Genomic DNA, 13,990 nt, shown 5'->3' with positions numbered 1-13,990 from the left:
TCAAAACTTATGATTTCTGCATTTGCTGCTGGAACGTGATCTCGATGAATTCCGCCGGCCGCGTGACCGCCACCAGAACCGTGATCAGCAGCTTGCCCTCAAGGATATCCACCGGCGTCATCGTCTCGCCCAGGCCTACGTGAACGCTGAACGCATCCGTGGGCACCGCACCGGCCAGACCGCCCGCTTTCCAGACCGAGGTCAGGAAGTTTTCGATCATCGACCGGATCGTGACCCAGGTCTGCGCTGTGTTCGGCTCAAAGACATAAGCTTTGGCCGCGAGCCGGATCGATTCCTCGATCATGATCATGGTCCGGCGCACGTTGATGTAGCGCCAGTCTAGGCTGTTGCCGTCGAGCGTCCGTGCGCCCCAGACAAGAGTGCCCTCGCCGACAAACGGCCGGATCGCGTTGATCGATTTGCCCGTTGTGGACACGTTGAGATTTTCCTGCTGGGCATGATCGATGTTGACCATCGGTCCGGTGACGCCGGCAACAGACACGTTGGCGGGGGCTTTCCAGACGCCGCGTGTGTTGTCGACCGCTGTGTAGACACCGGCCATGGCCGCAGCAGGCGGCATGACGTTCATGTATGCTGCGATAGCATTCATTACATCGGTATAAAGCGGCACGGTAGCCCGCATCGTTTTGTCGATTGTGCCGGTCATCGGATCCGTTGGCTGGTTTTCGGCGACAACACCATCGACAAGGATCTTGATTTCCTTTGCTTCCGACAGCTCACCACCGACGACCAGCTTGTAGCGGACAGCGGTTTCAGCGCTGCGGAACTCAGAGCTTGGCGTAAGCGTGATGTCCGTGCCGTCCACAGTCCAGACGCCGACGCCCTTGCGGGTCACGGTTTTATCCTTGACCTCTGCAACGGCTGCGGCTTCCGCGTCTGCGACGGCTTTCTGCAACGGTGCGAGATCGGTGCCATCTGCGGCATCATTCAGCGCGGTGCGCGCCGTCTGCACCGCGTCGGAGGCATTTTTGACGGCGACCTCATCCACAGCGTCTGCGCCCAGAAGGACAACGCCATCGATTGTTGTGCCTTCTTCGGCCACCGATACCTTGACCGGCTTTTCCTTGACCACATCAGGCAGGGCGATAACGTCCGTGCCGACGGTTATTGCAATGGTCCGTGCGGAGGTTTTCACACCCTCGTTGTCGGTGATCACCAGTTCAAAGAAACCGCCCGCACCGTCGTTGCCGTCGTGCACAAAGCGGATCTTGCCGTCGTCAATGTCCTTTTGCGTGAATGCAAAGATAGGGTCAGCGCCTGCCAGTGCCTCGGCACCGGCATTTTTCGCACCCGTGACGATCTTACCCTTCATCTGGGTCAGCACGTCTGCGGGGTCACCCTCAATCTTGTATTTCAGCTCGGATGCTTCCGCGAGATCATCAGCGGCGTGGATGTCTGTGCCCTTAAGCACGGAAATACCACCCTTTGTAACCGAGATCGTAAAGTCACCGGTGACAACGGCCGTGCCGACCTTAAGGATCTCAGGCGTCAGGGCCTTGTCCATATTCACAGACCGCTTGAGCAGCGAGATGAAGGTGTTGCGGCTTTTCAGTTCGATATTTTCAAAGGTAAAATCGCGCGACTGATACACCGCGCTGTCGAGCCATGGATAATAGGCGGCCCCGTAATCGAGATAGTTGGCACCGACATCCATACGGAACCGGGCAATCGGATCACCGCGCGGGCTGCGCTCGTCGAGGTAACCGCCATGCACGTCCAGGATCGCAAAGCGGTTTTTCATCGTATAGCCGCAGTGCGCAAGCATCTGCTGCTGGACCTTCGCGGCGTTCTGACGGTTCAGGCGTGTAGTTTCCGGAATAACCACCATCGTGGGCTCGGGCTCTTTTTCGAGCCGCGTGATGGCTTTGAGCATTGCGTCGCCATCAATCGGGTCCGAATAGGAACCGATCGACGTCACATAGCAGGTGCCGCCGCCATTCAGGAAGAAGGCGCGCATCGCGGAATAGAGCGTGTAGGCCGTGTTGGTCTGGATCAGTTCATACTTTTCCGGACCGGTCGGACCATTTGCCGTAAAGACCGCCTGCGGCAGTTCGGCTGCGGCTGCCGTGTCTGCATCCTCGCCGTAAGGCTGACCGGTCCGCTCCTCAAAAGCGCGCAGTTTGAATGTCGGCTCAGGCGCGCCGCCAAAGTAGCCGTGGTATTCCGAGACCGATGTGATCTTCATCGGGGTCTCGTGCAGGGAAACATTCCCGTTCATCGCTTTTTCGGTGTAGCCGATAAACGCCGGAACTGCTGTGGCGACCTGCACAACAGAATTGGGAAAGGCGCTCTTTTCGACAATGTAGACGCCGGGGGTTTTCATGACCATGCTTCGGGTCCTCCTTTAAAAGATCGATACGTAAATGTCGGACTGGATCAGTGCGCCGGCGCCGTCAGGCGCGGTCACCGTGGTGAAAACGGCCTGCGGTGCAGGCAGAACAGGGATCAGGGTGCGGGGGCCGAACGGGCCCGGCCGTGAAAGACTGAACCGCTGCAGCGGACGGGCCCGGGCGGGCAGAGGGCTGCGGGTTCGGATTACATGCGCAGGCGTGCCGTCGGGCAGGTCCACGGACCCAAGCGGGTCAAATTCGATTTCGCCTTCGGCGTCCTCGATGATCACCTCATCGCTGCCGGGGCCGGTCACATGATACGCCCAGTATGAGGCGAGAGCCTCGCAGCGCAGGGTCATCCGCCGCAGACTGCCGGGCACCAGCCCGATGCTGACCTGAGCCAGTTTCCGGCTGGAAGGCGGTTGTGGAACGTCCGACGGACCGGCGGCACTCAGAACGGCATGATCCAGATGCTCCGGCAGACCGATCTGTGGAATATGGGTCCAGTCCGCACCATCTGTCAGCGCGATGACATCGGTGTTCTGGACGTCCAGGTCCAACGACACAGCTTCTGGCAGCTCGGTGTTATCCTCTTCTGCCAGAATGAGGATGCGCGGCCCCATCTGGCGCAGCAAAAGCCCTTCTTTGTCAAACCCGGCGGGATCTGTGGGCCGCACCGTAACAGGCGGCATATTCGGGGCGTAGTAATCATGTTCCAGCCGAAGCTGTGCGACAGCGCCCCAGGTCATCAGACTGCCTCCGCGGGTCTGGTGTCACCGCCCGGCGCACGGATGAGCGGCGTAACAGCGCGCACGGCACCGGCGTCGATCATGACCGAGCGCATCTTGAACATCACCGACGGGACATAGCGCCCGCCAAGGTTGCCCCAGAGCTGGCCAACCTCTTCGACCCGCAGATTGGAAATTTCGACCGTCAGCTGGGAAATACCCGTGGGCATCTCGGGCACCAGCTGCGGTGTCATGACGGGATTGGCCTGAAAAAACATCAGAGCAGCCGAGATAAGTTTAAGGCCCTCGCCATAGATTTCCGGATCATGCCCGGATGCGAGCATAAAGTAGATATCGAGGTGCACCGGCGGCGCCTTGCCCAGTTGCACGGAGGTCCGGGGGCGGGTGCCTCGCGGGACGGAATCCTGTGCGATGTTGGTCAGGAACAGTGTCAGCCGGTTGCGCGATTCAGCTGTCGGTTTGCCCTCTGCATCCGAGAGCGGGCCTATCGCCACCAGATCCTCGGATACCCCGAACAGCGCGGAAAGATGCGCGTTCAGCCGGTCACTCACAAGGTTGAGGGCCTGATCAATCACAGCGGCACAGCACCTCCGGTCCTGGACAGGTAAGGTGCGCCGGAACAACAGGGGTCGGAGAGCGTGGCAGCGGCTTACCTTTCGTTAACAGCTTTCCGCAGCGTAACCAGGAGTTGTTCAAAAGCAATATCGTTCGCCTTTATTTTTCAATTTTTCCGGGTGGAGCCGATCAATTTTCTACTTTTTGTCCGTATCGCAGGACGATTTTGACAAACCCGGATACCGCGAGGCCGCTGGCCAGAAACCAAAGAGAAACATAGAGATAGATGCCAAGCATCAGACGGTCGTCGCTTTGCTGCGAGATCACAGTGTTGGCCCGTCCGACGATCTCATTCGCGCCAATGACGGAGGCCGTCGCCGAGGCCATGATGATGATCAGAAAGTACTGCGTCCAGGCGATGACAAAGGTTTCAAGCGCTCCGGGCTGACCTTCGGCGCGCTGCCGGAAGTAGCCCAGGGACTGGTCGGAACAGAATCCGATAACCGGGAAAATCAGTGCCAGTGATGCCTTGATCCAGAGCGGGACGGCGTGGATCGAGCCGCCGATTTCCACCTCACTTGGGATCATGGAGGCCATGTAAAAGAGCAGCACGAAACTCGGCACATTGCGGCAGATGTTCGTGGCCAGCCTGGAGGGGGCATCCAGCACCGTGGCCCCCCCATGACGCAGACGCCCCAGGCTGACACCGAGGAGCGTGCCGACCGCCATCGCAATCGCCGAGATCAGCAGGTTCATCGCGAAGCCGGCGGCAAGATATCCGGTGTGGGGCAGCACGTCCTGGATCATGTGCGCACCAGCCTGCGCCGCAGCGCTTTGAACACCCACAGAAGACCGAGCACCAGCAGGAAATAAAAGACGAGCAGGCCATTCATCATTGTGGCGGTATCAGCGCCCTCGGACACCAGAAGATTGATGGTCGAAATCAGTTCGCCCACGGCAATTGCGCTGGCCATACCTGCAGCCTTCACAATGTTCACACAGGCGGCGACCAGCCCGTCAAATCCACGGGAAACAGCGCCGGGCAGGAGTGACAGGGCTGTACGGTCGGGATGCGCCGCCTGCTCAGCGGTCAGTGCGTGGCTGAGAATGATGGTGTTGGTCGCACCCGCATAAAGCGACAGGATCACAGCGGCGATCCCGAAAGAGCCGGGCACAAAACCGCCCGAGTTTCCGAGAATGCCGCCGAGGCCAAAGAAGACTATGTAGAGCTGAAGGATGGGCGGGGTCATCCGTGCCACGGTGATCAGGATGCGCTGTGGGATCAGCAGAATCCGCCCGATCAGCCCCATGCCTGAAAGCACGGCATTCATCAGCGACAGCGTGACACCAACAAAAAGCGAACCCACAATGGCCAGGGCACTGAGAGCCAGGGTCAGCGTCAGACCTTTCGCCAGCCGGGCGCGGTTATAGGGGCTGGCCGCCGCGCGCAGGTCAATGCCCGTCATCTCATAGAGCAACACGATCCATCCCGGCGGGTCCGGGTCCGGTGCGGACTGCAGTGGTGCTTCGTTCAGGCAGATGTCCGGGCGCTGGCCGCTTCGCAGATCCCGGGCGCACAGGCTGGCCCCTGCGCTGGTTTCGCGCCAGAGTGTGTTCTTTTCACGCACAAAATCGCTTTGGGGGATGCCCCATTTATCCTGCAGTTCCAGGATCCGGCCCGACGCGTGCCATTCGCCGATCATGTCAGAGATGAACCGGCCAAGGTCTTCCTTCTCGGTTCCCTGAGCCACCAGAACTGCCCAGGGCGACACGAGAATGGCCTCATCCATGATGCGGAAATCCGGATCCGGCTGGTCGAGGATGAGCTGTGCCAGGGCGGTGTCATCGAACGCCCAGCCAACGCAGCGTTCCTGCTGCAGCGCCAGGCGGGAATCGCGGTTGGACGAAAAGTATTCCCCGTCGATCCCGTAGTCCTCTTCAAGGGCCCGGTTGTAGTAGGCCCCGCGGTTAAGGCAGAGCTTTTCGCCGCGCAGATCGGCCCAGGAGGTGAAATCATAGACGCTGCGGGTCAGTACGACGACACCGCTGGAGTAATAGTTGGGTTGCAGCAGACCGGCCTGCCTGCGGCGTTCGGCGGTGTCACCGGTCGTGGCGATCACAACATCGACCACCCCCTGGTTCACACGCCCTATCCGGTTGCCCGAAGTCACCGCCTGAAGTTCCAGCCCGACCCCCAGACGATCTGCCAGATCGCGGGCGAGATCCGGCTCCAGCCCGACCAGGGCCCCTTCACTGTCGCGCATGCCCCAGGGCGGATAGTCATCCTTGACGCCTACGATCAGTGTGCCGCGCTGGAGAACATGCGCCAGCCGCCCTGTTGGTTCTTCCGGAAGGCCGGCCCGCAGGTCCGGCGGTACATCCTGAGCCGCAGCAGGTTGCGTGATCAACGTGCCTATCAGGGCAACAAGACAGGCGATCGTCCTCAGCATGTTGCCTCGGCGCATATGCCGTATCCCCAGCGCACCGGACAGACCGGGGTCAGCATACTGTCGATCCAGCGCGCCAGACCGTTATGCAGCAGCCAGCTTTCCGGCAGCACGCTTTCGCAGCTCAGCTTTCGCAGGGTGAAGCCCGCCGCTGCCAGCTCCTGTGCCAGTTTTGCAGGATCAAACAGCTGGTAATGCAACACGACGTCCTGGCCATCTTCGGTGCGGCGACGGTAATGCACGAGGCCATCCCGCGCGCCAGCCGCCTGTTCCGCGCGAAAGCGGCGCGCGCGGTTCGGCACCGAGATCAGCAACCGGCCCGAACCGGGTTTAAGGGCGCGGAACATACGGGCCAGAGCATCTGCCCGCGCATCCGGATCTGTGATGTGGCCCAGAACGCCGAACAGGCACAGTACGAGGTCAAACGGCCCGCGTTCCTGAACATGCCGGTCCAGATCTGCTGCTTCCGGACCCAGCACCGCCAGATCATCCCAGCCTGCAGACATTGCGCGTGACCTTACGGTATCAAGGGCGGCAGGGCTCACATCAAACCCTGCGGCACGCCCGACAAGCCCTTGAAGTCGCAGAATATATCTCCCGCTGCCACAGCCAAAATCGAGAACCGCGCTCTGCGGGGAAACCATTCCTGCAATCCGCTGCCACATTGTCCGGTTTGGCGATGGGTAGCGGCGGTCATAAAAGCCGGACGTGAAATACAGTTGATAAGACGCGCGTGTCGTCGCATCCCCCGGTGTCACTGGCGGCTCACTGGTGTCGGGCCGGTCTGTTTCCTGAACCGTCAATTGGGGCTGACGCTGCCGGTACCCAGCACGTCCTCCAGTCTTTTGCGCCAGTCGCGGTTGCGCATCTGCCTGATGAGGGCGCGGTCGATCTGGCGGCGCAGGTCTTCGGAAACCGACACATGCGAGATACCCCAGCCGTAGGGTTCGTTCCGGTAAACGTTCGGCAGCACGGCAATTTTGTTTTCGTAGGTATCCTGACGGCTCAGATAGGTCAGCGCGATCCAGTCCCCCAGCACGCCATCAACCTCGCCCCCGGCCAGCAGGTTGGCGGCCTGACGCCAGCTGCTCACAAGACGGACACCGCCCGCGAGCGCTGGGTCGTCGTCTACGGTGATGTCTTCGCGTTCGGGGTCTTCCGGATTGCAGACGAGCTGGTCGACACGCCGATCAAGCGCGGTGGCGAGGTCTGTTCCTTTGTCCGCGTCCCCTTTGAGCTTGCCGTACTCAGTCAGCAACAGCGCCTGGGCGGTGGAACAGTCAAGGGTGGCGATGCGCATCTGAGTGAGTTCGGAAGCAGGCACCTTCTGCTGCGCGCCAACGGAGCCGACGAATGCCGACGTCAGAACGCCCAGCAGGGTTGCGGACAATGCGGTGCCAACAACCGCGAGGAAAATCTCCAGAACTTTCGCTACAGCAGTGGAATAGCCGTCCCCGACGCCCCGCAGGCCGATGGTCCGGATAATTGACTCCAGCAGAGACCGCAGCCACAGCGTTGCCCGCCCGCCGGGATCGTCTTCTTTCGCGAACAGCAGCCAGCGGATCAGGAAGGCCATAATGAGGTTGAATGTCAGAAACAGGAGTACGGCCTGGGCAACCGTCGGGTGCAGGATCGTTTCAGCAACGATCTTTTTCGCCTGGGTGAAATCGATAGCGTTCGACGGCGGCAGGGCCAGGGCAAGACCGGATGACAGATACTGCTGAGAGAAGTCATAGGACTCCATACGCTGCGAGGTGATTGTCAGCGGTGCAATCACTACGTCAATACGCCCCGACACGAGGCCGATCTCCTGTCCGTCGATTGTGTTGCAGGCAACAAAGGTCACGTCAGGTGCCACTGTCCGGCCGACGTCATCCGGGACAAAAAGCGACCGTTCCACCCGCCGCCAGAGCTCATATGCGAACCCGGCCGGAGCGCCGGAGGCGTCAAAATAGGCAAAAGGTTCAGCGTTGTCCCGCAGTGCGACGACTATATCACCGGCCGGACGGACCTGTGGACAGGCATGTGCCGGTGCACCGGTTCCGGTGAGGGTTGTGATGATGAGGGAGAACAGGAGCAACGCGCGGATGATCAAGGTCTTTGCTCTTTCCCGGAGTGATTTATGGCTTCAATTCAACTATTTAAGAGAGAAACATCTTGAACAGCTCAACCCTAGGGCAAATTTCCGCCGATTTGCAAGAAAACAATTCAAACGGGAATTCAGAAGTGACCAGCAACCAGAAACCTTGATTTGGCGCACCCCTCTCTCTAGCCTGACGGGAAATCCGATTGATTTTCCGCGTTCGGCGGGAGCAGGAGCCAACCCCGGATGAGAATACGCGAAGCGCAGAGTCAGCGGACGCAGAAGGTGTTGCCATCTGCCGTTCGTCCTGCGCCGATCCCGCAGGATGGTCAGGGGCTGTCAGGTCTTCAGGCCGCGGCAGACATGAGCCGTCCGCGCCAGACAGCCGCAACACTGCAGGCCCGCGCGCGGAGTCACAGCCCTTCCGTCAGCAGGCCCCCGTGCCGGTGATCCAGCGGGCCGCAGTGATCCCCTATGACACCTGGAAATCGCGCAGCGCAAAGGCGGGTCTGAAGCGCTCGGATCTGTTGCTGCGGATCGACGAAGCGCTGATCCTCTACCAGGCTTCCGTCTTTATGGACGTGAAAACGCAAAAGGAGCGGCTGCAAAACCTGAAGCTGCGGATCAACGCGTGGATCGGTTCCAAAAATGCCAAATACGCCAACAAGAAACGCAATTCGCGCCGCATGAAGGAAGTGCAGGACCTGTGCGATCAGGTGGAAGCGAAACAGGTCGAACTGAACGAAGTGCCGGATGACAATCCGGATGTTGGCAAACGCACGATCTTCACCTTCGACATCTACAACCGCATCCGGCTGCGCGTGCAGCAGATCATGTCGGTGCCACCGCGGGACATCGAAACAGAGACGGCAGAAAAGATGGTCGCTGGTCTCGCCGAGATGCGTGAGAAGGTGCGCGATATTGATGGCTACCATGATCCGGTGACCGCCATCTGGGATGCCTGTTCTGTTATGATCGCGCTGGGTGAAACACGGCTGAACGTCGCGGTCGCAGCAAAGAAATTGCGGCGGCATCCGCGCCCTGTGCCACTGGATCGCTACCGGGCGCGTTTCAAGCGCCATTACGCCCGCGCCGAAGCGCAGATAGAAGCGCAGAATGACAGAGGGCGCACTGTTGCGCCGCATGTTCTGGCATCGATGCAACAGGCGCGGGATGATGTGGCCCTGTATTCGGCGATTGCAGGCAAAGGGGAACCGGAGGAGACAGATTTCGACCTGCCCGAAGGGTTCAGCGAATCCATGGATCTGGCTGGCGAAGCGCTGAATGCGCTGGGTATGCAGGGCACGGGTGGCGTGGGCAACGAAGGTCTGGAGGATTACTGGAAGACGACGATTCCGGATGGTGAATCCGAACAGAAAACCGCAGCAAAACAGATGGCGGCAACCATCATGGGCGGTCTGCACAGCGCTATTGAGGACGACCCCGGTGCCATGGACAAGGTGTCGGGCAGCGCAGATATCGGCACCAGCGCGGTGATGAGCGTCAAACTGGGTGCCGAGATCGGCAGGTTGTTTGCCATCGTCTCGGACTGTAACCGGCGCCTGAAAACAGACCCGAAAAACAGCAAGCTCAAGGCCAGAAAACGCAAAGCAATCGCCGAACTGACGTTCCTGTCTACGGTAGGCACCACAGAGATGCTGGGCAAATATCTGGGCGGTGCGTTCACGGCGATGCGCGGCAACGGCCAGAAGTTCGATTCGAACATGTTCAGCAGCGACAGCACCGATGTCAGCACGGACATGAAGCTGACCGGTGATGCGGCTGGTGTCGTGCTTGGCGCGGTCGACAGCGTCAAAAATATCGTCACGATGTGCAAAAATATCTTTGACCGGGCCAAACCGGTCAAAAACGACAACAAAACAATAGGCGAACACGGCCAGGACCTGTTTGATTCTGTGCATGAGATCGCCGGAGCCGCCAACAGCGTGGCAAAATCCTATTCCTCCGTGCGCAAACTTTATGAACAGATCGCGGCCGGTGGTCAGATTGCGTCCGAGAACGCGGGGGCTGTCTCGGACGTGGTGAGGGGGACGGTGAACAACGTACCGGTCATCCCGGTTCTGGGGCTGATCAAAGGCTGCATGGATTTTGTCAGCGAAGGCATCAAGCTCGCGCGCACGGGGCATGCAGCGCATAAAGCAAAGGCGATGGGCAGAAAGCTGACAGAAAAGTTCAGTGAGCCGCTGTATCTCGCGTTTGTGGTCACCCGCGACAAGTTCATCAAACAGATTCACCGGGCGATCATCGATATTATTCACGCGGCCGCATCGATTACAGCAGGGGCGCTGACGGTCAGCGGACTTGGTGCGGGTATTGGTGCCGCGATCGGGATGGTTTCTACCGCCGCGAAACTGACGCAGCTTGGTATCCGGAAGTTCAAGCAGCACCGGCGCGACAGAAAGGGGGCTCTGCCACCAACCTCGAAAAGGCGGCAGCGACCGCCGACGGCGAAGAATTTGTGAACCACGCGCTGTTGCGTACGCAGGAAAAGCTTGCCGGCAAAAAGAAACGCGGGCGCTATGATCTGGACAAGACGACCGCAAACAAAGAGTTCCGGTATAACTTTGCGGCCATGGAAATTCTGCGTGCCCCCGATGAGGAACGGAAATGGTTCTTTGATGCACTGAATATCCGCCGGGATGCGCAGCGGATCGAAAACAATGACACTCCGGGCTTTAACAAGGAACAGGCCAAAATGGCGCTGATCATCAAAAGTCTGAAAGAAAGGTAGGCCAGAGTGGCGACGCCCGAAGAAATGGCCCGTGTGCTGGACATCGCCGGTCTGAACCCGGTGCTGATCGATGTGGCGCCCGAACCCTATCACATTGCTGTGCCGTTTCCGGGTCAGAGTGTCGAGGACGAGCCTGTTCTGCGGATCAATCTGCTGGATTCGGCGGATGGTGACCTGGAGCTCTGGCAGATGGTGGTGGTGATTCCCGCTCAGGCCGTTTCTGACCGGGCGTGGGCGCTGGTGCGCAATATGCTGAACACCGTGAATATGTCTCTGATGGTTGGCAAAGTGCTCGCCATGGAAGAGGAGCAGATGGTGTATTTTACCTGTAATCACCTGGCCCCGCCGGGGGACAGTGCGTTGCAGAGCGGCCCTGCTGTCGTAAGTTTTGTGCTGGAAAACCTCGCAGTTCTCGCACCTGCACTGGTCGATGCGCTGTGCACTGATCCGGCACCGGACTTTGAGGCGGCAGAACGCTCGCTGGAAGAGACGCACAAGGCTTTGAGCGAACTGGCGGATGCGATTTCAACTTCGAGGTGAAATTGCCTCAGGAATGTGCCAGGATGCCGGCATACCGAAAGGATAACGATCATGGCCCAGATTTTCGCTTCCGAACGCAGCCAGGCAGCCGCTCCCGCGGCAAAATCCGCGAAAGGACCAGCGGACACAGCGCCGGAGCAGGCGCTCGCCGGGTTGCAGGCTGAGGCTGATCAGAGCGCGGCAACGGGCCGTCTGGCTCAGATGCAGAGCCGTGAGCGTGCACCGGCTCAACGCATGGAAGAGGAAGAAGCGCTGCAGGGGAGGTTCCGGGGCGACGCCGTCCAGCGCATGGAAGAAGAGGAACTGCAGGGACGTTTCATCGAGCCACCCGCGCAGCGGATGGAAGAGGAAGAAGCGCTGCAGGGAAAATTTGCTGATGCGCCCGTCCAGCGCGCAGAAAACGACGGTGGTATGCCCGCAGGCCTGAAGTCAGGCGTCGAGAACCTTTCGGGTGTTTCCATGGATGATGTGAACGTGCACTACAACTCGGCAAAGCCAGCGACGCTGCAGGCGCACGCCTTTGCGCAGGGCAGCGATATCCACCTGGGACCCGGTCAGGAAAAGCACCTTGGCCACGAGGCCTGGCACGTGGTGCAACAGAAACAGGGCCGCGTACAGCCGACCATGGACATGGGCGGTACACCGGTGAATGACGATGCAGGGCTCGAGACCGAGGCCGATACAATGGGTGCCAAAGCGGCCCAGATGGCGTCAAAAGATCAGGAAACCTGAACTCCGGCCGTTGGTCCAGGGCTCAGATGACCTTGATCACATCCTTGTCGATTGCCAGCATATAGCCGCGCCGCGCAATATTCTTGACCAGCAGCTCAGAGACAATCTGGTTGCCCAGCGTGTCGCGAAGCCGCTTGATCCGCGTGGCCCCTGCGGCCTCTTCGCAATCAGCCGGGCTGCGCCCCGAAATCATGCCTTCAATTTCTGACCCGGACAGCACATCATCGTCCATACGTGCCTCCGCGAGGACCGACATGGTTTCCATTGCAGCATCCGTCAGCCTGAAGCCGAGATTGTTCAGATAGACGGTATTCTCTTCGCGGCTGATCAGCAGCGAACTGACCTGGATGCCCGCCCGTTCAATCTGTGCCATGCGACGGTTGAAGCCGACCAGCAGCACAAGAAAAACCAGCGCCGCAATCAGCATCGCCGTGGCAAAGACCAGCAGGACAAAGATCACCAGCCTGTAACTGGCCAGCGTGTCTGAAAAAGCCGTGCCCGACTGTGCCAGAATTTCCAGCAGTTTGACTTCAGCCTGCGTGGTCAGATTGTCGTTTTCAATGAACAGTCTTTCGACCCGGGCGTTAAAAGCATTTGCGTCCGGCAGCGCCCAGAAAAGCATGACGGCGGCCACCGCCAGTATGAGAACAATTGCCACAATGCCGAACACAGCAATCCGGCCGCCCGAGCGCCGCATGTCAGAAGCGGAGGTAGTTTGGTCCTGCACTCTGTTTCCTTTCAGCCAGCCCGTCAGCATTAAATACTGAAACGATGTTCAGCAAGGTCCACCCCTGCGCGGACAGACGTGCGGCCAGTTCAGCCTGAGCCGCCTGTCTGGAACACTGGGAAATCTCAGCAACACCATAGTGCAGCCGGAGCGGGTTATCCTGCTTGGCCTTATAGTCTGCATAACAGTCTGCGGCCTGAGCCGCGTGACCTGCGCAGATTGCGGCAGTCAGCACAATTATGAGAGCGGTCTGTTTCATGGGCCAACACTGCGCCCCCGTGGCGGGATATTCAATAACAAAGGGGGTTTAGCGCCTGTGTTATCGGATAGCAGCGCGGCGATATTGCCTGTCGGAAGGGTGTGACCCCAGTTTGACTGCACAACAGGCCGCCGGTTTGCGGACGGCCCGCAGACCACTCGAAAGGACCACGCCCATGACCAGGAAATTCATCGCAACCGTTGCCGCCGCTGCCATCTGCATCACTGCGGTGGGCAATGCACCCGCACGGGCGGACGAGGATGTGCTGCGGGCACTCGCTGCGATCGCCGGTGTTGCGATTGTTGCAAAGGTGATCAACGACCGGAAAGACCGCAAGCGCGATGAGGCCGCGACCCGTAACTCTTACAAACCCGTGCAGCGTCAGGCTGCCCCGGTCTATCGCCTTGAGCCACGGCCGTTGCCGCGCCGCGTCGAACGCCGGCTTTTGCCGGGCGACTGCCTGCGCAGTATTCCGACCCGCGACAGAACCTACCGGATCTTCGGCAAACGCTGCCTTGAGAAAAATTACAGCTACACCAAAGAACTTCCCCGCTCCTGCAAGGTGAAGTTCAAGGGCCCTAACGGCAAACGCAGAGGCTGGGACGCCCGTTGTCTGCGCCGCGAGGGATACCAGTTGGCCCGCCGCTGAGGACGGGTCATCCCGGTGCCATCCATTTCCCGGCTGGCGCCAAACTCCGGGAGGGGGTGTTCGGGCGCTCTCTCCCCTTTTTAACCAGTGCGGCGCGCGTTCCGGGAAGGGAGCGCGCGTTTTTTCCGGCGCACCGGGTTGAAAAG

At 59.8% G+C, this 13,990-nt stretch carries 15 protein-coding genes; 6 read left to right on the top strand and 9 right to left on the bottom strand.

The window, feature by feature from the left end:
• Positions 1–7 precede the first annotated feature (7 nt).
• The 7 genes from ACZ1HA_RS16265 to ACZ1HA_RS16235 form a co-directional block, all read right to left on the bottom strand.
• Positions 8–2,350: a phage tail sheath C-terminal domain-containing protein gene (locus tag ACZ1HA_RS16265; RefSeq protein WP_472714621.1), complete on the bottom strand. Its 2,343-nt coding sequence runs from the start codon at positions 2,348–2,350 to the stop codon at positions 8–10.
• Between the two features lie 15 nt (positions 2,351–2,365).
• Positions 2,366–3,100, bottom strand: a complete 735-nt coding sequence (locus tag ACZ1HA_RS16260) for a hypothetical protein (protein WP_472714620.1) — start codon at positions 3,098–3,100, stop codon at positions 2,366–2,368.
• Positions 3,100–3,675 (bottom strand): Pvc16 family protein, encoded by a 576-nt coding sequence (locus ACZ1HA_RS16255; protein ID WP_375229606.1) that lies wholly within the window; start codon positions 3,673–3,675, stop codon positions 3,100–3,102. The genes ACZ1HA_RS16260 and ACZ1HA_RS16255 overlap by 1 nt, the downstream gene beginning before the upstream one ends.
• Positions 3,676–3,844: 169 nt before the next feature.
• Entirely contained in the window at positions 3,845–4,462 is a 618-nt protein-coding gene (locus tag ACZ1HA_RS16250; protein WP_472714619.1) for an ABC transporter permease, read from the bottom strand.
• A complete protein-coding gene (locus ACZ1HA_RS16245) occupies positions 4,459–6,120 on the bottom strand; it encodes a transporter substrate-binding domain-containing protein (protein WP_472714618.1) in 1,662 nt (553 codons plus the stop codon). The genes ACZ1HA_RS16250 and ACZ1HA_RS16245 overlap by 4 nt, the downstream gene beginning before the upstream one ends.
• Positions 6,099–6,746, bottom strand: a complete 648-nt coding sequence (locus tag ACZ1HA_RS16240; RefSeq protein ID WP_472714617.1) for a class I SAM-dependent methyltransferase — start codon at positions 6,744–6,746, stop codon at positions 6,099–6,101. Before ACZ1HA_RS16240 ends, ACZ1HA_RS16245 begins: the two co-directional genes overlap by 22 nt.
• 155 nt (positions 6,747–6,901) lie before the next feature.
• Positions 6,902–8,197, bottom strand: a complete 1,296-nt coding sequence (locus ACZ1HA_RS16235; protein WP_472714616.1) for a transporter substrate-binding domain-containing protein — start codon at positions 8,195–8,197, stop codon at positions 6,902–6,904.
• Here ACZ1HA_RS16235 and ACZ1HA_RS16230 point away from each other — a divergent pair.
• The 5 genes from ACZ1HA_RS16230 to ACZ1HA_RS16210 all read left to right on the top strand — a co-directional run bounded on the left by ACZ1HA_RS16230 (position 8,190) and on the right by ACZ1HA_RS16210 (position 12,209).
• Positions 8,190–8,435 carry a hypothetical protein gene (locus ACZ1HA_RS16230; RefSeq protein ID WP_472714615.1) on the top strand — a complete coding sequence of 82 codons (246 nt, stop codon included), beginning with the start codon at positions 8,190–8,192 and terminating at the stop codon, positions 8,433–8,435. The two genes, ACZ1HA_RS16235 and ACZ1HA_RS16230, sit on opposite strands and share 8 nt — an antisense overlap.
• Before the next feature lie 190 nt (positions 8,436–8,625).
• Entirely contained in the window at positions 8,626–10,668 is a 2,043-nt protein-coding gene (locus ACZ1HA_RS16225) for a hypothetical protein (protein ID WP_472714614.1), read from the top strand.
• Positions 10,665–10,937, top strand: a complete 273-nt coding sequence (locus ACZ1HA_RS16220; protein WP_375229613.1) for a hypothetical protein — start codon at positions 10,665–10,667, stop codon at positions 10,935–10,937. The genes ACZ1HA_RS16225 and ACZ1HA_RS16220 overlap by 4 nt, the downstream gene beginning before the upstream one ends.
• A 6-nt stretch (positions 10,938–10,943) precedes the next feature.
• Positions 10,944–11,477, top strand: coding sequence for a hypothetical protein (locus ACZ1HA_RS16215; RefSeq protein WP_472714613.1), 534 nt, complete (start codon positions 10,944–10,946; stop codon positions 11,475–11,477).
• A gap of 51 nt (positions 11,478–11,528) precedes the next feature.
• Entirely contained in the window at positions 11,529–12,209 is a 681-nt protein-coding gene (locus ACZ1HA_RS16210; protein ID WP_472714612.1) for an eCIS core domain-containing protein, read from the top strand.
• A 22-nt stretch (positions 12,210–12,231) separates the two neighbouring features.
• On the opposite strand, the gene ACZ1HA_RS16205 is transcribed toward ACZ1HA_RS16210, so the two are convergent.
• Both ACZ1HA_RS16205 and ACZ1HA_RS16200 read right to left on the bottom strand, forming a co-directional pair.
• On the bottom strand, positions 12,232–12,906 hold the full coding sequence (locus ACZ1HA_RS16205; protein WP_375230926.1) for a hypothetical protein: 675 nt from the start codon (positions 12,904–12,906) through the stop codon (positions 12,232–12,234).
• Between the two features lies 1 nt (position 12,907).
• Entirely contained in the window at positions 12,908–13,195 is a 288-nt protein-coding gene (locus tag ACZ1HA_RS16200; RefSeq protein WP_472714611.1) for a hypothetical protein, read from the bottom strand.
• Between the two features lie 175 nt (positions 13,196–13,370).
• On the opposite strand from ACZ1HA_RS16200, the gene ACZ1HA_RS16195 reads away from it, so the two are divergent.
• Positions 13,371–13,844, top strand: a complete 474-nt coding sequence (locus ACZ1HA_RS16195) for a hypothetical protein (protein ID WP_472714610.1) — start codon at positions 13,371–13,373, stop codon at positions 13,842–13,844.
• Positions 13,845–13,990: the final 146 nt, after the last annotated feature.

The sequence above is a fragment of the Roseobacter sp. S87 genome, from assembly GCF_055693285.1.
Note: the sequence above shows the minus strand (reverse complement) of the source record. Positions and strands in the feature narration are given on the sequence as shown.